The sequence below is a fragment of the Methyloversatilis sp. MC4-4 genome (genome assembly GCF_049843555.1).
Classification (GTDB): domain Bacteria; phylum Pseudomonadota; class Gammaproteobacteria; order Burkholderiales; family Rhodocyclaceae; genus Methyloversatilis; species Methyloversatilis discipulorum_B.
On the sequence record NZ_JBBHZK010000001.1, the window covers coordinates 1411740 to 1436449 of the forward strand.

Here is a 24710-nt window from a genome sequence, read left to right on the forward strand (position 1 = left end):
TTTCGGGGAGACCACGCATGCCTCAGCTTCAACGCATCATCGCCGCAACCGATCTGTCGCCCTCGTCGCTCGACGCCGTCGATCGCGGCTTCGAACTGGCCAGCCACAGCGGCGCGCACTACACGCTGGTGCATGCACTGGGCCTCGACGCGCTCGGCCCGCTGCGCAACCTGCTCGGCGACCAGGCTGAAATCGTCGCCGAGAAGGCAGTGCAGCACCAGTACGACGCACTCGCCGCGATCGCCGGCGACGCGCTGCACAACCGCGGCGTCGTCGCGGAACTGAAGGTCGAAGCCGGGCTGGCGACCCAGTTCCTGCCGGCCTACGCGGCATCGGTGCAGGCCGATCTGGTCATTGTCGGCGCGCGGGGCGAGAGCGTGCTGAGCCGGCTGTTCGTGGGCTCGACCGCGTCGCGCCTGCTGCGCAAGAGCAGCAGTCCGGTGCTGGTGGTGAAGAAGCCATGCGCGGCGCCGTACCGGCGCGTGCTGGTGCCGGTCGATTTTTCGCCGGGTTCGCTGGCCGCCATCCGCATGGCGCGTCACGTCGCGCCCGATGCCGATCTGCTGCTGTTGCACAGCTTCGACGTGCCGTTCGAGGGCATGCTTCAGTACGCAGGCATTTCCCAGGACGTGATCAACGGCTACCGGATGGAGGCACGCGAGCGCTCGCTGCGCCTGCTGCACGAGCTGGCCGAGCGCGCCGGGCTGGAGCGCAGCCTGTACACGGTGATGGTCGAACACGGCAACGCGTCGCGCCACATCCTCGATTGCCAGGCGCAGCGCAACTGCGACCTGATCGCGATGGGCAAGCACGGTACGCACGTGACCGAAGAACTGCTGCTGGGCAGTGTGACCAAGCATGTGCTGTCGGAGGCCGATTGCGACGTGCTGGTGGTGATCGACCGCCGCGGGCCGACCGTGATTCCGGCAATGCCGGACGAGGACTTCGTCTGACCGCCGGGCTGACGCTGCAGCCGGCGCTGGTGTTCATGGCCGGGCTGGTGATCGTGCTGGCCGGTGCCGAAATGGTGCTGCGCGGCGCGTCGCGCGTGGCGGCACGGCTGCACGTGCCGCCGATACTGATCGGGCTCACGGTGGTGTCGGTCGGCACCAGCGTGCCCGAACTGGCGGTCGGCATCACTGCAATCGCCGAGGACAAGGGGCCGCTGGCGGTGGGCAACATCGCCGGCACCAACATCCTGAACATCCTGTTCATCCTCGGCCTCAGCGCGCTGATGCGACCGCTGCCGACGCGCATGCTCAGCGTGCGGCTCGACGTACCGGTGATGATCGCCGCCGCGCTGGCGCTGATCGCGATGGCCTGGGACGGGCGGCTCGATCGCAGCGAGGGCGTGGTGCTGCTGATCGGCGCGGTGCTCTACACGGCAGCGCTGGTACGCCTCAGCCGCGAGGAGAGCGCGGCGATGCAGCGCGAGTTCGCGCGCGAGGTGGCCGACGTGATGCCCGCGACGCTGCGTTCGGCGCGGCTGTTCATGGCGTGGAATTCGGCACTGCTGCTGGCCGGCATGGCGCTCACGCTGTTCGGAGCCGACCTGCTGGTGAATGGCGCGTCGAGCATCGCACGCGCATACGGCGTGTCGGACGCCTTCATCGGGCTCACCATCGTCGCCATCGGCACCTCGGCGCCGGAACTGGCCACCACCGTGCTGTCGACGCTGAAGAACGAGCGCGACGTGGCGATCGGCAACCTGATCGGCAGCAGCATCTACAACATCCTGGTCATCCTCGGCCTGACCATGACCCTCGCGCCGCAGGGCATCGAGGTCGGCCGCGACGTGCTGCGCATCGACCTGCCGCTGGCCGCACTGGTGGCCATCGTGTGTCTGCCGGTGTTCCGCAGCGAGCGGCAGGTATCGCGCGTCGAGGGCGGATTCTTCGTCGCCGCCTACCTTGTCTATCTGTCGCTGCTGCTGTTCGTCCGTCACTGAAGAACACAACCCGGCCCGCTGCGCGGGACCGGGTTGCGTGCTGCCTTACTTGCGCAGGAAATCCAGCAGATCCTGATTGAGTCTGTCCTTGTGCGTATCGGTGATGCCGTGCGGCGCACCCGGATAGACGATTAGTTCGGCGTTGCGGACCAGCGCAGCCGAGGCCTTGCCCGACAGGTCGAGCGGCACGATCTGGTCGTCGTCGCCGTGGATCACCAGCGTCGGCACGTCGAACTTCTTCAGGTCGGCGCGGAAGTCGGTGGCCGAGAACGCCGCGATCGAGTCGTAGGTGTTCTTGTGCCCCGCCTGCATGCCCTGCGCCCAGAAGGACTGGATCAGCCCCTGCGACGGCTTGGCACCGGGCCGGTTGTAGCCGTAGAACGGGCCCGAAGCGATATCCAGATACAGCTGCGAACGGTTGTCGATCGACGCCTTGCGAATGCCGTCGAACACCTCGATCGGCAGGCCGCCCGGATTGTCGGCGGTCTGCAGCATCAGCGGTGGCACCGCACTGACCAGTACCGCCTTCTTCACCCGGCTGGTGCCGTGACGGCCGATGTAGCGGGCCACCTCGCCGCCGCCGGTGGAGAAGCCGACCAGCGTGGCGCCCTTCAGGTCCAGCGCCTGGATCACCGCGGCCAGATCGTCTGCGTAGTGGTCCATGTCGTTGCCGTCCCACGGCTGCGACGAGCGACCGTGACCGCGCCGGTCATGCGCCACCACACGGTAGCCCTGCGACGCGAGGAAGAGCATCTGCGCTTCCCAGCTGTCGGAGCTGAGCGGCCAGCCGTGGCTGAACACAACAACCTGACCGTTCTTCGGGCCCCAGTCCTTGTAGTAGATCTGCACGCCGTCACGCGTGGTGACGTAGTTTTCGGTCTTCTTGACCGCGACCGATGTGCGCGCGGCGGGCTTGGCGGCTTCGGCGGCGAAGGTCGGTGCGGCAAGCGCGGCGGCGAGCACGGACAGGGCGAGGGTGCGGCGGACTGCATTCATGATGGATTCCTTTCAAGTAACGGGTTGGGGACGGTGGCTATCCGTCAGGCCGATGACTCAGTCGGCGATGACCAGGGTGACGTCGATGTTTCCGCGGGTGGCGTTCGAGTACGGGCACACGATGTGCGCCTTCTCGACCAGCGACTCGACCTGTTCGCGCGGCAGGCCCGGCACGGCGATGGTCAGTTCGACCTCGATGCCGAAGCCGGTCGGGATGGCGCCGATGCCTACGCGGCCGGTGATCTGCGTGTCGGCGGGCAGCGCGACCTTGTTCTGGCCGGCGACGAACTTCAGCGCGCCGAGGAAGCAGGCCGAGTAGCCGGCGGCGAACAGCTGTTCGGGATTGGTGCCGGGGCCGCCGGCGCCGCCCAGTTCCTTCGGCGTCGACAGCTGAATATCGAGCACGCCGTCGGACGACGCGGCGCGGCCTTCGCGGCCACCGGTTGCAGTGGCCTGGGCGGTGTAGAGAACCTTTTCGATCGACATGATGAACTCCTGTGCAGTGAGAGGGGTTTGCGGCAGTGCCTGTTGGCAGGACGAACTTTGCGCCGATCCGAGAGACCATACGCAACGTATAATCCGAAAAACTTACCTTTTAGTATCCAGAACATGGTCGACCGCCTCGAAGCCCTGCTGGAGCATTTCTCGGTCAGCGCCCGCGTGTTCAACACTGGCGCGCTGTGCGGCATCACCGAACTGGACGCGGGCGACAGCGGCCGCATGCACCTGGTGCGCGCCGGTGAGGTGGACATCCACCATCCCGCCGGCATCGAGCACGTGACCCGGCCCAGCCTGCTGCTGTTTCCGCGACCGACGCCCTACCGCTTCGTCACCGACCCGGAGCGTGGCGCCGACTTCGCCTGCGCGCGGCTGCACTTCTCCGGCGGTGCGGCCAATCCGATCGCGTCGGCGCTGCCCGACTTCAGCTGTCTGGCGCTGGACGACATCCTTGGCGCGAAGCCGGTGCTCGACCTGCTGTTCGACGAGGCGTCGCACGCTTACTGCGGCCGGCAGGCGGTGCTGGATCGATTGTTCGAGGTGGTGCTGGTGCAGGTGCTGCGGCACCTGATGGAAGGCGGCCAGACCGGCGCCGGCATGCTGGCGGGGCTGTCGCACCCGCGGCTGCGTCTGGCGCTGGTGGCCATGCACGAGAAACCGGCGCAGGAATGGACGCTGGATACGCTGGCCGAGCGCGCCGGCATGTCGCGCAGCGTGTTCGCCAACGTGTTCCGCGACACCGTGGGCTGCACGCCCGGCGCCTATCTGCAGCGCTGGCGCATCGGCATCGCCCAGCGTGCGCTGCGTCAGGGCCGCGCGCTGAAGCTGATCGCCGACGAGGTGGGCTACGGCGGCGAGGCGGCGCTGTCGCGTGCCTTCAAGGCGCAGACGGGGCTGTCGCCACGGCAGTGGCGCAGCGCGCAGGGCGTCTGACGGCTAAGGCGAGCGACCGGTCAGCTGCATCGCCGTAGTTTCAGCAGAGGAAACTTTGTTTCCTCTGCTAGCATTCCGCCGCATCGTCCCGTCTTCGCCTCCATGTCCGTCCGTCCCGTCTCTACCGCGGCCACGCTCTGCGGTCTTGCCGCCATCCTGCTCTGGAGCACGATGATTGGCATGGTGCGCAGCATCAGCACGGCGCTCGGACCGGTGGTCGGTGCGGCAGCGATCTACACGGCAGGCGCGATCTTCCTCTGGCTGCTGTTCCGCCCCGCTTCGCCGCGTGGCGCGCGCCCGGTCTATCTGCTGCTCGGCGGCGCCCTGTTCGTCGCCTATGAACTGTGCCTGTCGCTGTCGCTCGGCCTGGCGCTCGACGACGCACAGGCGATGGAGTTGGGCATCGTCAATTACCTGTGGCCCTGCTTCACCATCCTGCTCGCGGTCGCGATGAACGGGCAGCGCCTGCGCCCGTGGATCGCGCCGGGACTGGTGCTGTGTCTGAGCGGAATCATCCGGGTGGTGGGCGGGGGGAACGAGTGGTCGCTGTCCTCGCTGTCGGCTGGCGTGGCGTCGAATCCGGTGGTGTATGCGCTGGCCTTCGCTGGCGCGCTGCTGTGGGCGCTCTACTGCAATGTGACCCGTCGGCTGGCGGACGGCTACAACGGCGTCACCGTGTTCTTCACGGCAGCGGCGGCTGCGTTGTGGGGGCTGGTGGTGCTGGGCGGAGAGCCACTGTCGGTGCCGTCTGCGCAGATCTGGTTTGAGGTGGCCGCTGCCGGAGCGGCCCTGGGTGTGGGCTACGCGCTGTGGAATGTCGGCATGCTCGGCGGCGACATGCCGCTGCTCACCACCGCGTCCTACAGCGGACCGCTGCTGTCGACTGCATTCGCCGCCGCGTGGCTGGGGGCGCCGCTCACGCCGCCGTTCTGGCAGGGTGCGGCGCTGGTGACGGCCGGATCGCTGCTGTGCTGGCGGGCGACGCGCCCTGCCGGATGAGTGCGTTTTCCGGCGCCACAAAGCAGAAAAGCGGGCAATGCCCGCTTTTCTGTTTGCTCAAACGCTGAGGATCAGCGGTTGGCGACGTACATGGTGATTTCGAAGCCGAAACGCAGGTCGGTGGCCTTCGGGGTTTCCCAGTTCATGGCAGTCTCCTGATGATGGTTCGTTGGCTCACTGCGAAGTGCAGTGCATGGATCGAATACTGCGCCGGTCCGGCACCGCCCACCTCGTGCCACTCTGGAAAGACGACTCAGGATTTTCTTGAGCGCAGCGTTTCGAACACGTCGGGCAGCATGCAGGTCTGCAGGCTGCGCTGCGAGAACAGGAAGCGACCGTCGCAGACGAAACCCAGTTCCTGCCAGTCAACGGCGTCGTTGAGCAGCTCGGCGGCGCGTGCCAGATCCGCCACTTCGGGGCGGGCGAACAGCGCCAGCACCGAGCCGTCGTAGTGCGTGCAGTCGTGCAGGAAGAAGGGGCGCGGCTTGCGTGTCTTGCCATTCACGTAGATGCGCGGGCCGCCCGAGCGGTGATGCAGGCGCCCCCACTGCCACCAGTTGTGCTCGCCGAACTCGCGCACGCGCCGCGCCAGCAGCCGCGGCTTGTGCTGCTCCAGCCAGTCGTTGCGCACATCGAAGAAGGCGCGCCGCGTGCGGCCGGTGTCGACCGTACTGGAACAGACGAACTCCACATTGCCCTGCGGGTGCACGAAGATGTCGTCCGCCCCCGACACGGCGCCGACGCGCACGTCGAACAGCGAAGCCAGCGGCACGCCGTAATCGCCACGCAGGAACATGAGCTGCCCGCGTTCGCAGTGGAAGCGCCGGCCATCGCTCATGCGACGGTCCATGCGCCCCTTCTCGAAACGGAATACCGCGCAGTTCGGCACATAGGGGCCGAACACGCGGCTGTCGCCGGTCTCGATGAAGTCGGTGATGCTGCCCTGGGCGAACAGCCAGTCATTCAGCCGGCGCGCGGCGGTCAGCTTGATGAAGTCGCGCGGCACGATGAAAATCAGCTCGCCACCCGGTTTCAGATGACGCACGCACTTCTCGATGAAGAAGAGATAGAGGTTGCTGCGGCGGTCGAACAGATCGCTGCGCAGCTGTGCCCGCGTGTCCGCCTGGATGTCCTGGTGCCGCACATAGGGCGGATTGCCGATCACGGTGTCGAACTGCTCGTCGACCGGGTAGGCGAAGAAATCCATCACCTGCGCGCCGGCCGGCGCGACCGTCGGATCGATCTCGATGGCCACGCAGCCCGGAATGCGCGACGCGAAGGCGCCGTCGCCAGCCGACGGTTCAAGCGTGCGGCCGTGGTTGCGGCGCAGCGCCAGCATGCGTTCGACGACATCGTCGCGGGTGAAGACCTGTCCCAGGATCTCGACCCGGTGGTTCCTTTCGTTCATTCCGCCATTGTCCCATGGCTCCCATGCGCCAGCGCAGCATGTGTCTCGCCCACGCATGGGCTACCATCAGCGCCCCGCCCCCACACCCTGCCCCGCCCCATGCTGCACGCACCGATGGAACCCTTCGATCACGGCTGGCTCGACGTCGGTCAGGGCCATCGCGTCTATTACGAACAGTGCGGCAACCCGCAGGGCAAACCGGCGCTCTACCTGCACGGCGGCCCGGGCTCGGGTTGCTCGCCACGCCAGCGCCGCTTCTTCGATCCGGCGGTGTGGCGCGCCGTGCTGTTCGACCAGCGCGGCTGCGGCCGCAGCACGCCGCTGGGCGATACCGCGCACAATCACAGCGATGCGCTGATCGCCGACATCGAGACGCTGCGCCGCCATCTGGGCATCGAACGCTGGCTGGTATTCGGCGGGTCCTGGGGTGCGACGCTGGCGGCGACCTATGCAGCGCGCCACCGTGAGGCCTGCAGTGGCGTGCTGCTGCGCGGCCTCTTCCTCGGCGGGCGCGCGGACATCGACGCCTTCTTCCACGGTGCCGCCGCGCTGGCACCCGAAGCGCACGACGCCTTCATGCAGGTCGTCCCGGCGCGTTGGCGCAGCCGTGTCGTCGTCTGGCTCGACCGCGTGTTCTCATCCGGCGACAGCGCGCGCATCGACCGCGCCGTACTGGCCTGGCGCGCCTGGGAACACGCGCTCGGCGCGTGGCCGGAACGCACCGTGCCGGCCGAGCCGACCGCGGACGAATGGCCGCTGCTGCGTGCCCGCTATCGCGTGCAGTCGCACTACCTGGCGCACCGCTGCTTCATCGGCGAAGCGAAGGTGCTGGACGCGATCGCCCGCCTGCACGGCCTGCCGGTCGCCTTCGTGCACGGCACCAACGACCTGATCTGCCGGCCGCAGAACGCCTGGCGCGCCCACCGCACGCTGGCCGGCAGCCGACTGGCCTGGGCACAGGGTGCCGGTCACGACCCCTTCCATCCGGCCAGCCTCAAGCTGCTCGGGTCGGCGCTGGCCGCGCACGCGCGTGACGGACATTTCGACGCCTGGCCGGGAGAGCCGTCGTGAGCCTCAGACTGAAGCTGAATCTGCTGATCGCCGCAGTCATCCTGACCTTCACGACCACCATGCTGACGATGGAACTGATGGGCACGCGACGCGCCGTCGGCGAAGAAATCGAGGCGGCGAACCGCGTGGCCACCCAGCTGCTGTCGCGCGTGGCCCTCGTGTACGCCAACATGGGGTCGCCAGCGCTGGTCGACTTCCTGTACCGCCTCGGTCGCGTGCGTGCCACCGAAATCCATCTGTTGGACAGCAACGGCGTGCTGCTCTACACCTCGCCGCCCTCGCCCTACAAGGCCGGCCGCGACGCGCCCGAGTGGTACTCGAACGCGATACTGCCCAAGCGGCCGCGCCAGGAAATCACACTGAACGACGGCGCACGACTGGTGGTCGAGGCCGACGCTTCGCGCGCCATACTCGACGGCTGGGACGAGGCGGTGCAGCTGCTGATCGCCGGTTCGATCGCGCTGCTGCTCGGCAACGGCATCGTGTTCTGGCTGGTCGGCCGCGAAACCCGTCCGTTCAACACCATCGTGCGCGGGCTCGAACACATGCGTGCCGGCGACTACCACACGCGGCTGCCACCCCTGCCCGGCAAGGAAGCCCGATCGATGGCCCAGGCCTTCAACCGGATGGCGCAGGCGATCGAGGACAACATGAACGCCCGGCAGGAAGCGCTCGAAGCACGCAGCAATCTGGAAGAGAACCGCGAACTGACGCAGTTCATCCAGAGTCGCATCGAGGAGGAACGGCGCGACATCGCGCGCGAGCTGCACGACGAAATGGGCCAGGCGGTCACCGCGATCAAGAGCATGGGCCTGTCGATTGCGCGGCGCGACGCCCAGTCCGATCCGCGCAGTGCCGAGGCCGCCAACCTGATCGTCGAGACAGCCAATCATCTGTACGACGTCATGCACAGCATCATTCCGAAGCTGCGACCGCTGGCGCTGGACAATCTCGGGCTGGAAGATGCGCTGGAAGATCTCGTGTCCGAGTGGCGGCGTCACCATCCGGACATGCAGTTCGAACTGCAGATGCACGACCTGCCGGAGGCGCCGGGCGACTCCTTCAAGCTGGCCGCCTACCGCATCGTGCAGGAGGCGGTGACCAATGCGCTCAAGCACGCGCACGCCCGGAAAATCATGATTTCGCTGCACGGGTCGGAACGGTCGCTGGAGCTGTCGGTCGAGGACGATGGCGCCGGTATGGAACAGGGCTGGGCACAGAAGCGCGGACACCACGGCGTACGCGGCATGCGCGAGCGCGCGCAGGCACTCGGCGGCGAACTTGAACTGCAGCCGCGCGACGGTGGGGGTACCCGGGTGTTCGCGCGACTGCCGATGGATTGAGGGGGAGAACAACAATGGGACCGATCAAGGTCATGCTGGTGGACGACCACGCGGTCGTCCGCATGGGATTCAAGCTGCTGCTCGCCGCCTGCGAGGACATCGAGGTGATCGGCGAGGCCGACAGCGGCGAAGTGGCCTACCAGCGCTACACCGAACTGAAGCCGGACGTGATCGTGATGGACCTGTCGATGCCCGGCATGGGCGGCATCGAGGCCGTGCGGCGACTGACCGCACGCGACAAGGGCGTCCGCATCCTGGCGCTGTCGGCGCACGAGGACACGGCGCATCCAAAACGGGTGCTGAAGGCGGGCGCCACCGGTTACCTGTCGAAGCGCGGCGCGCCGGAGGCGCTGATCGACGCGGTGCGCACGGTGGCCGCCGGCCGCATGTATCTGGACGCCGAAATCGCGCAGAAGCTGGCGATGCAGGACGTGACCGGCACGCAGAATCCGGTCGAAGCGCTGTCGGAGCGTGAGTTCGAGGTGTTCATCCACCTCGCCCGCGGGCAGTCGGTGAACCAGATCGCCGAAACCCTGCATCTGTCGACCTCCACCGTCGGTACCCATCTTTACAACGTGAAGCAGAAACTCGGCGCGTCCAACCAGGCCGAACTGACGCTGATTGCACTTCGCAACGGCCTGATCGAGGCCTGAGCGCGATCTGCAACACCTGCATCGCACCAGTCCGGTGCGATGCAGGTGTCTGCAGTGCTTCATTTTCGGTCACGACCTTCCACATTCCGGCCATCCGGACGTCGCGTCGTCGTACGCCCGACCCGCGACGATCTCCCGCATCGGGGCCACAGTCTTTTGTTGCAACGCAGCATCGGGAAGCTTTCCCGATGCGGGTTTACGCCCCGTGCCGCCCGCGGCATGAGCGTTCCCCGGCTCGCCGGACGACGCATGAAACGCCTTTCCGCCGTGTGACTGGCACGCTTCTCGCTGGTACCGCTCGTCAGCTGACACACCTACAACCTTATAAATTCATAGCCATGTTCCGTTAGTCAGTCATCGCCACCGGGTCCCGCCAGGGCCCGTAAGCCGGCAAGGAGATCGTCATGCGTGCCCTTGGATTGCTGTTTCTGCTCACCGTCGCTCAGGCTTCACACGCCAGTGCCGAGCGATACATCCAGTTGTCGATGCACGTGGTGAAAGTTCTCGCCGCGAATGCCGACGGACGCATCAACACCGGTACCGGCGTGCAGATCGACGACACGCACGTGATCACCAACTGCCACGTGGTCGGCATCGCAACGAACGTGATCGTGGCGCGCGGCAGCAGCGGCGTGCCGGCGCAGGCCAGTTCGGTCGATCCACGCCACGACCTGTGCGTGATGACGACGCCGCACGCGATGGGCCGTCCGGTGGACATGGCCACCTCGCGCACACTGAAGGTGGGCGACACCGTGCATGCGGTCGGCTTCTCCGGCGGCAAGGCGCTGTCGATGAGTGACGGCCAGGTGACGGCGCTGCACGAAATGGATGGCGCGCTGGTGATCGAAACCGACGCCTCCTTCCAGCAGGGTGCATCCGGTGGCGCGCTGTTCGACACCGAGGGCCGTCTGGTCGGCGTGCTCACCTTCTTCATTCCGGGCATGAAGCGTCACTTCGCGGTGCCGGTGGAATGGGTGCACAGCGGCAATGCGGCAAGCGAACTGCCGCTCCGCGACGCGACCCCGCCGTTCTGGGCCGCCGCCGACGAGGACAAGCCCTACTTCCTGCGCGCCATCCAGCACGAGAACGACGGCGACTGGGGCCGCCTGCAGGCGGTGGCGAAGGAGTGGGTGGAAGCGGAACCGAACAACAGCGCGGCGATCAAGGCCGCGGTGCGCGCCAGCCAGCTGCCGCCGCTGCGCTGAACGATCTGCACTAAAAAGCCGGCCCCGCGGGGCCGGCTTTTTTTCGTCCCTGCACAGAGGCCTTATCGGGCCTGCGTCAGTTGTTGCACCTGCGCTTGCGCCTGAGACAGCTGCACCACCTGCTCCACCTGTATCGGTTGAGCGGTCGGTTGTACCGGCGCTGCGGCGTGCGTCGCGCCGGTGGCCGACGGCAGCAGCGGCACGATGAGCAGCGCCACGATGTTGATGATCTTGATCAGCGGGTTCACCGCCGGGCCGGCCGTGTCCTTGTACGGGTCGCCGACCGTGTCACCGGTCACCGCCGCCTTGTGCGCCTCCGAGCCCTTGCCGCCGAAGTGACCGTCCTCGATGTACTTCTTCGCGTTGTCCCAGGCGCCACCGCCGGTGGTCATCGAGATCGCGACGAAGAGGCCGGTCACGATGGTACCCATCAGCACACCGCCCAGCGCCTGCACGCCGGCTTCAGACCCCATCAGGAAAGCCATGCCGAAAGCCACGACGACGGGCACCAGCACCGGCAGCAAGGACGGAATCATCATTTCCTTGATCGCCGCCACGGTCAGCATGTCGACCGCGCGCGAGTAGTCCGGCTTGGCGGTGCCTTCCATGATGCCGGGGATCTCCTTGAACTGGCGACGGACCTCGACCACCACGGCGCCGGCGGAACGGCCGACCGCTTCCATCGCCATCGCGCCGAACAGGTAGGGAATCAGGCCGCCGATGAACAGGCCGATGATGACCGCCGGATTGGCCAGATCGAAGGCCACGCTGTGGCCGACCGCTTCCAGCGCGTGCGTGTAGTCGGCAAACAGCACCAGTGCCGCCAGACCCGCCGAACCGATGGCGTAACCCTTGGTCACCGCCTTGGTCGTGTTGCCGACGGCGTCCAGCGGGTCGGTCACCGCGCGCACCGAATCCGGCAGTTCCGCCATTTCGGCGATGCCGCCGGCGTTGTCGGTGATCGGGCCGTAGGCGTCGAGTGCGACGATGATGCCGGACATGCTGAGCATCGAGGTGGCCGCAATCGCGATGCCGTACAGGCCGCCCAGCGTGTAGGCCGCCCAGATCGCCGCGCACACCGCCAGCACCGGCCAGGCGCACGACTTCATCGACACGCCGAGGCCGGCGATGATGTTGGTGCCGTGACCGGTGGTCGAGGCCTCCGCGATGTGCTTGACCGGCGGGAAGTCGGTGCCGGTGTAGTACTCGGTGATCACCACCATCAGGCCGGTGAGCACGAGACCGACGACCGCCGCCCCATACAGCCGGATCTGCGCACCGTCGTAGATGCCCATCGACGCATTCAGCGCGTCGTCCGGCATCAGCATCGTAGTCAGCGGGTAGAAGGCGATCAGCGCCAGCACGCCAGCGACGATGAGGCCGCGGTAGAGGCCGTTCATGATCTTCTGGCCCGGCTTGGTCTTGACGAACATGCAGCCAATGATGGACGCGATGATGGAGAAGCCGCCAAGCGCCAGCGGGTAGATCACTGCCGCCTCGGCATTCGACTTCAGCATCAGCGCGCCGAGCAGCATGGTCGCCACCGTCGTCACCGCGTAGGTTTCGAACAGGTCGGCTGCCATGCCGGCGCAGTCGCCGACGTTGTCACCGACGTTGTCGGCGATCACCGCCGGATTGCGCGGGTCGTCTTCCGGAATGCCGGCTTCGACCTTGCCCACCAGGTCGGCGCCGACGTCGGCCCCCTTGGTGAAGATGCCGCCGCCGAGACGCGCGAAGATCGAAATGAGCGAGGAGCCGAAACCGAGACCGATCAGCGGATGGATGATCTGGTCTATGGTCGCGTCATGTGCCGCCGCCCCCTTCAGGATGGCGTAGTAGCCTGCCACCCCCAGCAGGCCCAGACCGACCACCAGCATGCCCGTGATGGCGCCACCACGGAAGGCGACGTCGAAGGCTTCGGAAATGCCCTTGCGCGCGGCTTCCGCCGTGCGCACGTTGGCGCGGACCGACACGTTCATGCCGATATAGCCGGCGGCACCGGACAGTACCGCACCGATGACGAAACCGGCGGCGGTGGACATGCCCAGGGTGACGGCGAGGAGGATGGTCAGGATGACACCGACGATGGCGATCGTGCGGTACTGACGGTTGAGATAGGCCTTTGCCCCTTCCTGCACGGCGTCGGCAATTTCCCGCATTCGGGGGTTGCCGGAAGGTTGGGCAAGGATCCACTTGCTGGATACGGCGCCATACACGATGGCCACCACTGCGCACACGAGTGCGAACCACAGACCGAACGACGACATCACCCCTCCTCTTGTTTTGACTGCGTGCAACGAAAGGGCGGCGCCGTGACCCCGCCCCGGAAGCAGCGAGCAACCTTGTGGGTTGCCGGACACGCGCCCCTGCGGCGCATGTCCTGGTATGTCATCCGCACGCCGGGGAGCGTGCGGCTACAAGCGGTGCGTCTTCGACCCGGTCAGCCGGCGAACGGCGGCAGCGTGCGCGGCACGCTCTCGTTCTTCAGGCTGACATAGGCCGGCAGTCCATTCACGTAGGGCGGATAGTCCTCACCTTCGATCAGGGGCTGCAGGTATTTCCGGCAGGCCTCGGTGATGCCGAAGCCATCGTCGGAAATGAAATGCCTGGGCATCATCTTCTCGCGGTTCGCAACGTCCTGCAGTTGCGCCACGTCAATCTTCCATGCATAGGGCGTATCGGACACGCGCACGATGGCGGGCATGACCGCGTTGCGGCCCTCGATTGCCAGTTCGACCGCGCGCCGACCGAGCGCGTAGGCCTGCTGCGCGTCGGTGCCGGAGGCGATGTGGCGACCGCTGCGCTGCAGATAGTCCGGCAGCGCCCAGTGATACTTGTGGCCGAGCTTCGCCTTGATCAGTTCGGCGACCTGCTGGCCGACCCCGCCCAGCTGGGCGTGGCCGAAGGCGTCGCGCGTGCCCGACTCGGCCAGCAGCTTGCCGTCGGCGCCACGCAGGCCCTCGGACACCGCGATGGCGCAGAAGTCGTGCTCACGCACGCAGGCGTCGACGCGCGCCAGGAAGGCCGCCTCGTCGAACGGAATTTCGGGGAACAGCAGAATGTGCGGTGCCTCGGCCGGCATGCGCGCGGCGAGGCCCGCAGCGGCCGTGATCCAGCCGGCATGGCGGCCCATCACTTCCATCACGAAAATCTTGGTGGACGTGCGCGCCATCGACGCGACGTCCAGACCGGCTTCCATCATCGACACCGCGACATACTTCGCCACCGAGCCGAAGCCCGGGCAGTTGTCGGTCTCGACCAGATCGTTGTCCACCGTCTTCGGAATGCCGACGCAGGTGAGCGGGTAGTTCAGCTTCCCGGCGATCTGCGACACCTTCCACGCGGTGTCCATCGAGTCGTTGCCGCCGTTGTAGAGGAAGTAACGGATGTCATGCGCGCGGAATACCTCGATCAGCCGCTCGTACTGCGCGCGGCTTTCATCGAGGCCCTTCAGCTTGTAGCGGCAGGAACCGAAGGCGCCGCCCGGCGTGTGGCGCAGGGCGGCGATGGCTGCGTCGCTTTCCAGCGAAGTGTCGATCAGGTCTTCGTGCAGCGCACCGAGGATGCCGTTGCGCCCGGCGAACACCTTGCCGATCACGTCGCCATGCTCACGCGCCGCCTGGATGACGCCGCAGGCGGTCGCGTTGATGACCGCCGTGACGCCACCGGACTGCGCGTAGAACAGGTTTGCAGCCATGCAGATCAGGCCAGCGCGTCGAAGGCGCGCTGTTTCACTTCGTCGACCGGACCGACGCCGGAGATGGCGCGGTACTTCGGTGCGCCCGGCTCGCCGCGCTGCGCCCAGCCGGAGTAGTACTCGACCAGCGGACGCGTCTGCGAGTGGTACACGTCGAGACGCTTGCGCACCACTTCCTCGCGGTCATCGTCACGCTGCACCAGCGGTTCGCCGGTCACGTCGTCGATGCCTTCGACCTTGGGCGGGTTGAACACCACGTGATAGGTACGGCCCGACGCGATGTGGGCACGGCGGCCGCTCATGCGGGTGATGATGTCCTGGTCCGGCACCTGGATTTCGAGCACGAAGTCGATCGGCACGCCGGCCGCCTTCATCGCGTCGGCCTGCGGAATCGTGCGCGGAAAGCCGTCGAACATGTAGCCGGCCTTGCAGTCGTCTTCCTTCAGACGGTCCTTGACCAGATTGATGATGAGGTCGTCCGACACGAGGCCGCCGGCGTCCATCACCTTCTTCGCCTCGATGCCCAGCGGCGTGCCGGCCTTGACGGCGGCGCGCAGCATGTCACCGGTGGAAATCTGCGGGATGTTGAAGCGTTCCTTGATGAAGGTCGCCTGAGTGCCCTTGCCTGCGCCCGGCGGGCCCAGAAGTATGAGACGCATGTCCTCTCCTGATGTGAGTCTGTTTTTTGGATTCTGGTGGAACAGTGCGCGCGCCGCGGCAAACGCAATGCCAGCGGGCGCGACGTTACCGCCAACGGGAAGCGCGGTCAAACGGCAATGCGTCAGACCGTGCCGGTGGAAAACAGCGCGCGTACGCGCTCCAGATCGTCCGGTGTATCGACACCGGCGTGCGGCATCGGTACGTCGGCCACCACGCGGATGCGGTAGCCGTGCCACAGCGCGCGCAGTTGTTCGAGTGCTTCGACCTGCTCCATCGGTGCCGGATCGAGGCGCGCATTGCGCTGCAGAAAGCGCACCCGGTAGGCGTAGATGCCGATGTGGCGCTGCGCACCGAGTGCGGCCGGCAGCGCGTCGCGCGAGGTGGCGAAGTCATCGCGCGCCCACGGAATCGGCGCGCGCGAGAAATACATCGCGCGGCCGTGGATGTCGCAGATCACCTTGACCACCGCCGGATTGAAGAAGTCGGCCGCCTCCGCGATGGCGCTGCTGGCGGTGGCGATCGACGACTCGGGGTCCTGGTCGAGCGCGAGCGCGACCTGGCGGATCAGATCGGGATCGATCAGCGGCTCGTCGCCCTGCACGTTCACCACCACGGAAGCCGGCGACCAGCCCAGCTTGTCCGCCACTTCGGCGATGCGGTCGGTGCCGGTGGCGTGATCGCTGCGCGTCATCACCGCCTCGTAGCCGTGGGCACGCACCGCATCGGCAATGGCTTCGTGGTCGGTGGCGATCACCAACGCCTCGGCGCCGCTCTGCGCGGCGCGCTGCGCCACACGCACCACCATCGGCAAGCCATCGATGTCGAGCAGCGGCTTGCCCGGAAGCCGCGTCGATGCGTGGCGGGCGGGAATGACGACCTTGAACATGATGAACTCCCCCGTCGCTCAGCCGTTGCGGCCAGCCGGCTCGCGCAGCGCGGCGACTTCTTCCTCGCTCATTTCGCGGGCTTCGTCCTCCAGCATGACCGGAATGCCATCGCGGATCGGATACGCGAGGCGGCTGGCCTTGCACTGCAGCTCGTTGCGTGCGCGGTCGAGCACCAGCGGTGCCTTGGTGACCGGGCAGACGAGAATTTCAAGAAGACGTGGATCCATGCTTCAACTCCGCTAGACGGGTCGCGATGTAACCCGCCAGATCAGGGTCGAGGTGTGCCTCGACCGGCAATACCCACATCGGGGTGTCCGACAATCCGTGACATTTTACCGCGTCCTTCTCCGTCAGCAGCAGTGCGTCGCAGCCGGGGAAGGCGAGGTCCTGCGACGAATACACGTGATGATCGGGAAACGGATGCGCGACGAACTCGAGTCCGAGCGCGCGCAGGTGATCGAAGAAGCGCGCCGGCTCACCGATACCGGCGACCGCATGCAGGCGCAGGCCGCGCAGATCGGCCGCCACCGCCTTCCGTTCGGGCGCATCGAGCTGATGGAAACGTTCACCGAGCAGGCGCATCCGGAAGGTTGCGCGCACGTCGCCCGGCGCCGCCGGCAGGCCGTTGAGCACCACGGCGTCGACCGTGCGCAGTCGTGCGATCGGTTCGCGCAAGGGCCCTGCCGGCAGGTGGAAACCATTCATGACACCGCGCCGGTCGAGCACCGCGACTTCGATGTCTCGCGCCAGCGCGTAGTGCTGCATACCGTCGTCACACAGTATGAGGTCGCACTCGGGATGTGCCGCCAGCCCGGCCCGTGCGGAATCGGCACGACGGCGACCGACCCACACCGGCAGGCCGCTGCGCCGCGCCAGCAGCACCGGTTCGTCGCCCGATTCGGTGACGTCGGCCCGGGCGTCAACCTCATGCACGGCATCGGCGTGACCGCCGTAGCCGCGCGTGACGATGAGCGGGCGCCAGCCGCGCGCGGCGAGCGCGCGAGCGAGGTAGAGCGTGAGTGGCGTCTTGCCGGCACCGCCGGCGATGATGTTGCCGACCACGACGACCGGCACCGGCAGACGTTCAGCTTGCAGCAGGCCCGCGCTGAAGGCGGCGCGACGCAGTGCCGACACGAGACGGAACAGCAGCGACAGCGGCCACAGCAGCCAGGCCGCGACGCCGCGGCTGCGCCACAGCGCAGGCGCGGTGCTCATCGGCCGCCGGACGCGTCGGACTGTGTGGCGAAGGAAATGCCGGCGATGCCGGCGCGCTGCGCGGCCTGCATCACGTCAATCGACGACTGCAGGCGCGCGTCCTTGTCGGACGAAATGATGACCACCGGCTCCTGCTTGCCCGACGCCGCTTTCGCCAGCGCCTCGGCCAGCGCGTCGGCGTTGCCGGCCGCGACTTGCAGGCGGTTGATCAGGATGTCGCCGCGTGCGGTGATGAGCACATTGATCTCGCGATCGGTCGCCTCCGCTTCCGGTGCTTCGGCACTGGGCAGCGTGATTTCGAGGCCGGCCGTTTTCGAGTACGTGGTCGTCACCATCAGGAAGATGAGGATAACCAGCAGCACGTCGATCAGCGGGATCAGATTGATTTCGAGCTCTTCACGCCCGCGGCCGCGTCGGAAATTCATGAGGCGTCCTTACTTCGTTGCACGCTCGCCGTGCACCACCTCGACCAGCTTGATCGCCTGCTGCTCCATATCGACGATGAAGTCGTCGACGCGGCCGCGGAAGTAACGGTGGAAAATCAGCGCCGGTATCGCCACCAGCAGACCGAAACCGGTGTTGTACAGCGCGATGGAGATGCCACTGGCGAGTTGCTGGGGATTGCTGCCGGTAGCGGTCTGAGAGCCGAAGATTTCGATCATGCCGACCACCGTGCCGAACAGGCCCATCAGTGGCGCTGCCGCGGCGATGGTGCCCAGCGTGGTCAGATAGCGTTCGAGCTCGTGGGTAACCGCGCGCCCCTCCTCCTCGATCGCCTCCTTCATCACTTCGCGCGAGCTGCGCACATTGCGCAGGCCGGCGGCCAGCACGCGGCCCAGCGGCGAGTGCGCGGCAACGCGGCGTATCATGTCGGCGTTCGGCTGACCGCCCTTCAGGTCGGTGGCGATGGATTCGAGCAGCCCGGGCGGCACGACCTTGCTTCGACGCAGACTGGCCAGACGTTCGATGATCAGCGCGACGGCGATGACGGAGGCGGCAATCAGCGGCCAGATCGGCCAGCCGGCCGCGCGGATGATCTCAAACACGTAGAGCCCCTTCGTGAACAAGCGGCGAACTGTAGCCTGCGGGACGTGGTGCGGCAACCCTGAGGCATCGCCGGCAATGTGGCCGACGAGGTTATCCACAGAAATTGTGGATAACTGTGTGGGTTTTGTCTGAGCGGCTTTGCTAACTCGCCTCGCGGTAAGCGTTTTCCTTACGCCGATCAAAAATTAAGCTTCCATGACAGCCGCGTCGGTCTCGCCGACCGTCGCGAAAACCGATTCATGAATACAGTCAATGAAGACAGCAACGGCTCTGCCGCCATCGCCGTGTCGGAGCTGGCGCGACGCGCGCGTCTGGCGCTGGAGCGCCAGTTTCCGGTGCTCTGGGTCAGTGGCGAACTGTCCGGTGTGACACGGGCCGCGTCAGGCCATCTTTACTTCTCGCTGAAGGACGAAGCGGCGCAGGTGCGTTGCGTCATGTTCCGCAGCCGCAGCCAGTTGCTCCCCTTCGAACCGAAGGCTGGCCTGCGGGTCGAGGTGCGCGCCCAGGTCTCCCTGTACGAGGCGCGCGGCGACTTCCAGCTGACCGTCGACGCGATGCGCCGCGCCGGTGTCGGCGATCTGTACGAGGCCTTCCTCCGGCTGAAGGCGCAGCTCGCGGCCGAAGGCCTGTTCGACGCGGCGCGCAAGCGGCCGCTGCCGGCCCTGCCCGCCCGGCTGGCCATCGTCACCTCACCGGGGGCGGCTGCACTGCGCGACGTGCTGGCGGCGCTGGCGCGGCGTGCTCCGCATCTCGAAATCGTGCTGCTGCCCTGTCTGGTGCAGGGCGTCGACGCCCCGCGGCAGATCGCCACCGCGATCGGTCAGGCCGGCGGCGTCGACGCAGAGGTCGTGCTGCTGGTGCGCGGCGGCGGCTCCGCCGAGGACCTCGCAGCGTTCAACGACGAGCGTGTGGCGCGCGCCATTGCCGCCTGTCCGCTACCGGTGGTCAGCGGCGTCGGCCACGAGACCGATTTCTCGATTGCCGACTTCGTCGCCGATGTGCGCGCAGCGACACCGACCGCAGCGGCCGAACTGGTCAGCGCCGGCCACGTCGAGGCTGCGGTCCGTCTGCGCACGCTGAGTGCCCGCCTTGCCCGGGCGCTGCGCGGCCGGCTCGACGCGCACGGGCAGAAGCTGGACGACCTCGCCGCCCGACTGCGGCCGCCTGCAAGGCAGATGGACATCGCACACGACAGGCTGCAGGGCCTGTGCGACAGGCTGCGTCGCGCGCACGCGACACAGCTGACACAGGCGCAGCGGCGTGCCGAAGCGCTGGCGATGCGCCTGCGTCTCGCACGCCCGACGCAGGCGATGCGGCAGGCAACCCTGTCGCGGCTGGCAGAGCAATTGCGCCATGCCATGCACGCCCGGCTCGACCACGCCCGCCAGCGCGCGCACCTCGGCGCGACGCAACTGGCTCAGCTCGATCCGACCGCAGTGCTGGCACGCGGTTTTTCCATCGTGCGCGACACCGAGGGCCGCATCGTGCGAGACGCCGCCGCGCTGATGCACAGGCAGCCACTGCGCATAGACTTCGCGCGCGGCCACGCGGACGTCGAAGTCAGCCGCTCATACCCGGATTCCGGCGCCGCCGACTGACTTGCCTTGTGCTGACCGATGGCCGGCCATACACTCATGGACTTGGCTTTGAACCGACCGACTGGGAGAAAAAACATGGAACACACCCTGCCGCCGCTGCCCTACGCGCTCGACGCACTGGCACCGCACATTTCGCGTGAAACGCTGGAATTTCACTACGGCAAGCACCATCAGGCCTACGCCACCAACCTGAACAACCTGATCAAGGGCACCGAGTTCGAGAACCTCGACCTCGAAGCCATCGTCAAGAAGGCCCCGGCCGGCGGCGTATTCAACAACTCGGCCCAGGTGTGGAACCACTCCTTCTTCTGGAACAGCATGAAGCCCGCCGGCGGCGGCGCGCCGAGCGGCGCACTGGCTTCCGCCATCGACGCCAAGTGGGGCAGCTTCGACGAATTCAAGAAGGCCTTCAAGGCCTCGGCCGTCGGCAACTTCGGCTCCGGCTGGACCTGGCTGGTGAAGAAGAGCGACGGTACGCTGGACATCGTCAACACCAGCGGCGCCGGCACCCCGCTGACCTCCGACGCCAAGCCGCTGCTGACCATCGACGTGTGGGAACACGCCTACTACATCGATTACCGCAACCGTCGCCCGGATTTCGTCGACACTTTCCTCGCCAGCCTGGCGAACTGGGACTTCGCCGCCGCGAATTTCGCGTCCTGAGCGATCGCCGGAGCTGAAAGCTCCGGCATGAATCCCGCGCGCTGCACGGCCCGGCTCGTCTGGTGCATGCAGCGCGTTTTTCATTCCGGCCGACGCAACGCATGCGAGTTGCAATGGTCGGAGTGGCGTTACGAGTGACGTTACTCAAGGAGACCGATATGTCGCAGTGGAGAAAAGCAGGCCCGAACGAAGCCTTCACGCCGGAGGAAATCGATGCCCGTCTGAAGGCCGAACTGCCGAAGTGGTACTACGAGGACGGCTGGATCCGCCGCAAGTACAAGACCAGCGGCTGGAAGGGCACGCTGATGGTGGTGAACACGGTCGGTCATCTGGCCGAGGCAGCCTTCCATCACCCGGACCTCGCCGTGTCCTACGCTTTCGTGATCGTCAAGCTGATGAATCACGAAGCCAAGGGCGTGACCGAGCGCGACTTCCAGCTGGCGAAGAAGATCGAGGACGTGATCATGTGGCAACCGGGGGCGGAAGAGGGCAGTGCGCTGGCCGGCACGCCGGACGACCCGCGCTTCAAGTACATCAAGTACGACTGATCGCAGGCATGAAGCGCGACAGCCTGCGCGTCGAGCGGCACGCGTCGATGGCGGCCATCGACGCGGCGCAGTGGGACGCGCTCACCGGCGGTCACGCCACGCTGTCGCACGCACTGCTCGACGCTTTCGAGGCGTCCGGCTGCGTGTCGCCCGATACCGGCTGGCAGCCGGATCACCTCGCGCTATACGACGGCGAACGCCTGGTCGCCGCCCTGCCCGGCTACCTGAAGTCGCACAGCTACGGCGAATACGTGTTCGACTGGGCCTGGGCCGAGGCGCTGGAGCGCAGCGGACGCGAGTACTACCCCAAGCTGCTGTGCGCGGTGCCCTTCACGCCGGTTCCCGGACCGCGGCTGCTGGCGCAGGACGACGCCGCGCGCGCCGTCCTGCTCGACGCCTGGCTCGCGCACGCGCGCTCGCTCGGCGTGTCGTCGGCTCACCTGCTGTTTCCGGATGCCGCGGCACTGGCGGCGATCGATACGTCGGCGCTGCTGCTGCGCGAATCGGTGCAGTTCCACTGGCACAACGCGAATTACCGCAATCACGAGGAGTTCCTCGCCACGCTGAGTGCCGACAAGCGCAAGAAGATCCGCCAGGAACGACGACGCGTGCGCGACGCCGGCGTCACGCTCAGGCGTATCGACGGCGCCGACATCAGCGACGCGGAACTGGCCCTGTTCGTCGCCTGCTATCGCAACACCTACCGCGTGCGCGGGCAGCGTCCCTATCTGAATGCCCGCTTTTTCGAACTGCTGCGCGAACGCACGCCGCAATCGCTGATGCTGGTGATCGCTTCGCGTGACGGGCAGGACATCGCCTGCGCGCTGAACCTGCGCGACGACAAGCGGCTGTACGGGCGCTACTGGGGAGAAATGGAATACGTACCCTGCCTGCATTTCGAAGCGTGTTACCACCAGGGCATCGAATACGCGATCGAACGCGGCCTGCAGGCTTTCGAGGGCGGTGCCCAGGGCGAGCACAAGATGGCGCGCGGCTTCACGCCAGTACGCACCTGGTCGGCGCACTGGCTGCGCGACGAGGACTTTTCCGATGCGGTGGCGCGCTACCTCGAACGGGAGCGCGCCGGCGTCGCACTGCACATCAACGAACTGGAGGAACGCACGCCCTACCGCACACGCGGCGGGGCGCTGGACAGCACTCAGTAGTTCGGCTTGTCTTCGGCCTGCTGGTACCGGTCGACGCCGGCCATGATTTCCTTCTTGGCTTCCTCGATGTCGGCCCAGCCCTGCACCTTGACGAACTTGCCCGGCTCGAGATCCTTGTAGTGCTCGAAGAAGTGCGAGATCTGGTCCAGCAGAATCTGCGGCAGGTCGCGCGGGCTCTGCACCGAGCGATACATCGGGGTGAGCTTGTCCACCGGCACGGCCAGCAGCTTCGCATCCTCGCCGGCCTCGTCAACCATCTTCAGCATGCCGATCGGACGGCAACGCACGACCACGCCCGGCGGCAGCGCGAACTGCGACATCACCAGCACATCGACCGGGTCGCCGTCGCCGGCGATGGTGTGCGGGATGTAGCCGTAGTTGCACGGGTAGTGCATGGCGGTCGACATGAAGCGATCGACGAAGACGGCGCCCGACTCCTTGTCCACTTCGTACTTGACCGGGTCCGAATGCATCGGGATTTCGATCACAACGTTGAAATCGTTGGGCAGATCCTTGCCCGACGGAACTCGTTCCAGACCCATGTCTCGCTCCTTGTGAAAAGCCCGCGATTATAGCGATTGTTGCGCCGCACCAGAAGCGTCGTCGATCACCCTGAGGTCAAGCGTCACGTGCGCCAGCGTCTTCTCGCCGGCAAGACGAGCGCGCAGCGCCTCGGGGTCGAGCAGCGGCGAGGCGGCCACGGTCAGCGCCAGCGCATGGCGCCCGGGCGCCAGCAGCCACAGGTGAACGTCGAGCGGCCGGCCGCCCCAGTCATCGACATGACCGAGCACGGCATCGAACACGCTGCCCTCGACCTGGCGGTCCAGCAGCACGGTGGCGCTGTCACGCGCCAGATGCCAGGCCCAGCGCAGGATGAGCAGTCCACCCAGCGCCGCCACCAGCGGATCGAGCCAAGCCAGGCCGGCCCACTTGCCTGCCACCAGCGCGGCGATCGCCGCGATCGAGGTGAGCGCATCGGCCACCACGTGCAGGTAGGCGGCGCGCAGATTGTGGTCGTCGTGCCCCCCCTGATGATGGGCGTGATCGTCAGCGTGGTCGTGACCGTGGGCATGGCCGTGGTGCGCATGCCCGCCCTTGTCGTGCAGCAGCCAGGCGCTGATCAGGTTCACCGCCAGACCGACCAGTGCCACCAGCAGCGCTTCGTCGTAGTGGATCGCGTGCGGCGCGCGCAGTCGCGACGCCGACTCGACAATCATGAACAGCGCCGCGCCGGCCAGCAGCAGGCTGGAAGAGTAGCCCGCGAGGTAGGACACCTTGCCCGGGCCGAAGCTGTAACGGGCGCTGCCGCGGTGAGCGCGCATATAGGTGTAGGCGAAGGCACTGATCGCCATCGCCGCCACATGGGTCCCCATATGCCAGCCGTCGGCCAGCAGCGCCATCGAGCCCGACAGGTAGCCGGTGACGATCTCTGCAACCATGGCCAGCGCACTGAGCCACAACACGCGGCCGACCGCCTGTTCGGCCAGTTCCGGGTGCGGGATGAAGTCGTGGCGATGTACCGGGCAGAACGGGTCATCGGCCGGCGCGTGATCGTGTGCGTTTCTGTCCATTCCGCGATTGTAGGTGCGGGTGTCACCGATCGTTGCACTTCGACGTGCAGAAAGCGCGCATGCCGCGCTTGACACCACCCCTCGCTTCTGTACTAATACGAACCATTCTCATTTCTATGCCCATTGGCGAATGACTCAATCCGCTCCTCCGTCGCAGGCACCGCAACCGGCACCGCAGAGCGCCGCTGCCCCGACGCCGCCTGCGCTCGATTCGAGCCAGTTGCTGGGCGGGCGCAAACAGGTCGCGATCAATCACGGCGGCGAGCTCTACTCGCTGCGGCTGACGCGCAACGGAAAACTCATCCTGACCAAATAGAGCCATGTACATCTGCTTGTGCGAACCGGTGACCGACCGGGACATCAAGGCCGCAGTGCATACCGGATGCCGCACCGTGCGCGACGTCGCCGGCCAGCTCGGCTGCTGCCGCGACTGCGGGCGCTGCGTGCGCGCTGCAAAGGAGGTGATTGACGCCGCCCGTGCCGAACTGCAGCCGATCCGTCTTCACCGGGCTCACGCAGAAGCCGCCGCAGCCTGATTCCTCGCACAAACAGGTCGCCGCACTCGCCTTGCGACGGCCTAGAATTCGGTCAGGCGTCACCGTTG

At 66.8% G+C, this 24710-nt stretch carries 28 protein-coding genes; 14 read left to right on the top strand and 14 right to left on the bottom strand.

All coding sequences use genetic code 11. From position 1 onward, the window contains the following. The first annotated feature begins 17 nt into the window (after window positions 1-17). Both WDZ97_RS06480 and WDZ97_RS06485 read left to right on the top strand, forming a co-directional pair. A complete protein-coding gene (locus WDZ97_RS06480; protein ID WP_425762188.1) occupies window positions 18-953 on the top strand; it encodes a universal stress protein in 936 nt (311 codons plus the stop codon). Then, the gene (locus tag WDZ97_RS06485; RefSeq protein ID WP_425762189.1) at window positions 878-1948 is read left to right on the top strand and encodes a calcium/sodium antiporter; all 1071 of its coding nucleotides are present in this window, start codon (window positions 878-880) and stop codon (window positions 1946-1948) included. The genes WDZ97_RS06480 and WDZ97_RS06485 overlap by 76 nt, the downstream gene beginning before the upstream one ends. 45 nt (window positions 1949-1993) lie before the next feature. On the opposite strand, the gene WDZ97_RS06490 is transcribed toward WDZ97_RS06485, so the two are convergent. Both WDZ97_RS06490 and WDZ97_RS06495 read right to left on the bottom strand, forming a co-directional pair. After that, a complete protein-coding gene (locus WDZ97_RS06490; RefSeq protein ID WP_304003464.1) occupies window positions 1994-2944 on the bottom strand; it encodes an alpha/beta fold hydrolase in 951 nt (316 codons plus the stop codon). Window positions 2945-3001: 57 nt separating this feature from the next. After that, window positions 3002-3430 (bottom strand): organic hydroperoxide resistance protein, encoded by a 429-nt coding sequence (locus tag WDZ97_RS06495; protein ID WP_019918548.1) that lies wholly within the window; start codon window positions 3428-3430, stop codon window positions 3002-3004. A gap of 123 nt (window positions 3431-3553) precedes the next feature. Here WDZ97_RS06495 and WDZ97_RS06500 point away from each other — a divergent pair, with 123 nt between their 5' ends. Then, window positions 3554-4375 carry a cupin domain-containing protein gene (locus WDZ97_RS06500; protein WP_425762190.1) on the top strand — a complete coding sequence of 274 codons (822 nt, stop codon included), beginning with the start codon at window positions 3554-3556 and terminating at the stop codon, window positions 4373-4375. A gap of 102 nt (window positions 4376-4477) precedes the next feature. Beyond that, window positions 4478-5374, top strand: a complete 897-nt coding sequence (yddG, locus tag WDZ97_RS06505; protein WP_425762191.1) for an aromatic amino acid DMT transporter YddG — start codon at window positions 4478-4480, stop codon at window positions 5372-5374. Between the two features lie 71 nt (window positions 5375-5445). Here yddG and pqqA read toward each other — a convergent pair whose 3' ends face one another. Then, entirely contained in the window at window positions 5446-5520 is a 75-nt protein-coding gene (gene pqqA / locus WDZ97_RS06510) for a pyrroloquinoline quinone precursor peptide PqqA (RefSeq protein ID WP_008060153.1), read from the bottom strand. Window positions 5521-5627: 107 nt separating this feature from the next. After that, on the bottom strand, window positions 5628-6782 hold the full coding sequence (locus WDZ97_RS06515; RefSeq protein WP_020164387.1) for a class I SAM-dependent methyltransferase: 1155 nt from the start codon (window positions 6780-6782) through the stop codon (window positions 5628-5630). A gap of 99 nt (window positions 6783-6881) precedes the next feature. Between WDZ97_RS06515 and pip the strand changes: the two genes are divergently transcribed. The 4 genes from pip to WDZ97_RS06535 all read left to right on the top strand — a co-directional run bounded on the left by pip (window position 6882) and on the right by WDZ97_RS06535 (window position 11054). After that, a complete protein-coding gene (gene pip, locus WDZ97_RS06520) occupies window positions 6882-7853 on the top strand; it encodes a prolyl aminopeptidase (RefSeq protein ID WP_425762192.1) in 972 nt (323 codons plus the stop codon). Then, window positions 7850-9196 (top strand): ATP-binding protein, encoded by a 1347-nt coding sequence (locus tag WDZ97_RS06525; protein WP_425762193.1) that lies wholly within the window; start codon window positions 7850-7852, stop codon window positions 9194-9196. Before pip ends, WDZ97_RS06525 begins: the two co-directional genes overlap by 4 nt. A gap of 14 nt (window positions 9197-9210) precedes the next feature. After that, window positions 9211-9849: a response regulator gene (locus tag WDZ97_RS06530; RefSeq protein WP_019918554.1), complete on the top strand. Its 639-nt coding sequence runs from the start codon at window positions 9211-9213 to the stop codon at window positions 9847-9849. 404 nt (window positions 9850-10253) lie between these two features. Continuing rightward, entirely contained in the window at window positions 10254-11054 is an 801-nt protein-coding gene (locus WDZ97_RS06535; RefSeq protein ID WP_425762194.1) for a S1 family peptidase, read from the top strand. Between the two features lie 62 nt (window positions 11055-11116). On the opposite strand, the gene WDZ97_RS06540 is transcribed toward WDZ97_RS06535, so the two are convergent. From WDZ97_RS06540 to WDZ97_RS06575, 8 genes are all read right to left on the bottom strand, one after another. Then, window positions 11117-13321: a sodium-translocating pyrophosphatase gene (locus WDZ97_RS06540; protein ID WP_425762195.1), complete on the bottom strand. Its 2205-nt coding sequence runs from the start codon at window positions 13319-13321 to the stop codon at window positions 11117-11119. 173 nt (window positions 13322-13494) lie between these two features. Continuing rightward, window positions 13495-14751 (bottom strand): 6-phosphofructokinase, encoded by a 1257-nt coding sequence (locus tag WDZ97_RS06545; RefSeq protein WP_425762196.1) that lies wholly within the window; start codon window positions 14749-14751, stop codon window positions 13495-13497. 5 nt (window positions 14752-14756) lie between these two features. Next, entirely contained in the window at window positions 14757-15410 is a 654-nt protein-coding gene (gene adk / locus WDZ97_RS06550; RefSeq protein ID WP_019918558.1) for an adenylate kinase, read from the bottom strand. Between the two features lie 122 nt (window positions 15411-15532). Continuing rightward, window positions 15533-16297 carry a 3-deoxy-manno-octulosonate cytidylyltransferase gene (kdsB, locus tag WDZ97_RS06555; protein ID WP_425762197.1) on the bottom strand — a complete coding sequence of 255 codons (765 nt, stop codon included), beginning with the start codon at window positions 16295-16297 and terminating at the stop codon, window positions 15533-15535. A gap of 18 nt (window positions 16298-16315) precedes the next feature. Then, window positions 16316-16525, bottom strand: coding sequence for a Trm112 family protein (locus tag WDZ97_RS06560; RefSeq protein WP_020164379.1), 210 nt, complete (start codon window positions 16523-16525; stop codon window positions 16316-16318). Beyond that, window positions 16506-17513 carry a tetraacyldisaccharide 4'-kinase gene (gene lpxK, locus WDZ97_RS06565; protein WP_425762198.1) on the bottom strand — a complete coding sequence of 336 codons (1008 nt, stop codon included), beginning with the start codon at window positions 17511-17513 and terminating at the stop codon, window positions 16506-16508. The genes WDZ97_RS06560 and lpxK overlap by 20 nt, the downstream gene beginning before the upstream one ends. Then, the gene (locus WDZ97_RS06570; RefSeq protein WP_304009378.1) at window positions 17510-17938 is read right to left on the bottom strand and encodes an ExbD/TolR family protein; all 429 of its coding nucleotides are present in this window, start codon (window positions 17936-17938) and stop codon (window positions 17510-17512) included. Before WDZ97_RS06570 ends, lpxK begins: the two co-directional genes overlap by 4 nt. Before the next feature lie 9 nt (window positions 17939-17947). Next, window positions 17948-18559 (bottom strand): MotA/TolQ/ExbB proton channel family protein, encoded by a 612-nt coding sequence (locus tag WDZ97_RS06575; RefSeq protein ID WP_425762199.1) that lies wholly within the window; start codon window positions 18557-18559, stop codon window positions 17948-17950. Between the two features lie 240 nt (window positions 18560-18799). Here WDZ97_RS06575 and xseA point away from each other — a divergent pair, with 240 nt between their 5' ends. The 4 genes from xseA (at window position 18800) to WDZ97_RS06595 (ending at window position 22535) form a co-directional block, all read left to right on the top strand. Beyond that, window positions 18800-20158 (top strand): exodeoxyribonuclease VII large subunit, encoded by a 1359-nt coding sequence (gene xseA / locus WDZ97_RS06580; protein WP_425762200.1) that lies wholly within the window; start codon window positions 18800-18802, stop codon window positions 20156-20158. 75 nt (window positions 20159-20233) lie between these two features. Beyond that, complete coding sequence (locus tag WDZ97_RS06585; protein ID WP_304003481.1) at window positions 20234-20821, top strand: superoxide dismutase; 588 nt, start codon at window positions 20234-20236, stop codon at window positions 20819-20821. 158 nt (window positions 20822-20979) lie between these two features. Next, window positions 20980-21369: a 4a-hydroxytetrahydrobiopterin dehydratase gene (locus tag WDZ97_RS06590; RefSeq protein ID WP_024300489.1), complete on the top strand. Its 390-nt coding sequence runs from the start codon at window positions 20980-20982 to the stop codon at window positions 21367-21369. Between the two features lie 8 nt (window positions 21370-21377). Further along, window positions 21378-22535, top strand: a complete 1158-nt coding sequence (locus tag WDZ97_RS06595) for a GNAT family N-acetyltransferase (protein WP_425762201.1) — start codon at window positions 21378-21380, stop codon at window positions 22533-22535. Here WDZ97_RS06595 and ppa read toward each other — a convergent pair. Beyond that, entirely contained in the window at window positions 22529-23077 is a 549-nt protein-coding gene (ppa, locus tag WDZ97_RS06600; RefSeq protein ID WP_425762202.1) for an inorganic diphosphatase, read from the bottom strand. The genes WDZ97_RS06595 and ppa overlap by 7 nt on opposite strands. Window positions 23078-23104: 27 nt before the next feature. Further along, window positions 23105-24106, bottom strand: a complete 1002-nt coding sequence (dmeF, locus tag WDZ97_RS06605) for a CDF family Co(II)/Ni(II) efflux transporter DmeF (protein WP_425762203.1) — start codon at window positions 24104-24106, stop codon at window positions 23105-23107. Window positions 24107-24236: 130 nt separating this feature from the next. Here dmeF and hemP point away from each other — a divergent pair, with 130 nt between their 5' ends. Both hemP and WDZ97_RS06615 read left to right on the top strand, forming a co-directional pair. Further along, a complete protein-coding gene (gene hemP, locus WDZ97_RS06610) occupies window positions 24237-24422 on the top strand; it encodes a hemin uptake protein HemP (protein WP_157256670.1) in 186 nt (61 codons plus the stop codon). Window positions 24423-24426: 4 nt separating this feature from the next. Continuing rightward, on the top strand, window positions 24427-24642 hold the full coding sequence (locus tag WDZ97_RS06615; RefSeq protein WP_304003487.1) for a (2Fe-2S)-binding protein: 216 nt from the start codon (window positions 24427-24429) through the stop codon (window positions 24640-24642). The last annotated feature ends 68 nt before the right edge of the window (window positions 24643-24710 follow it).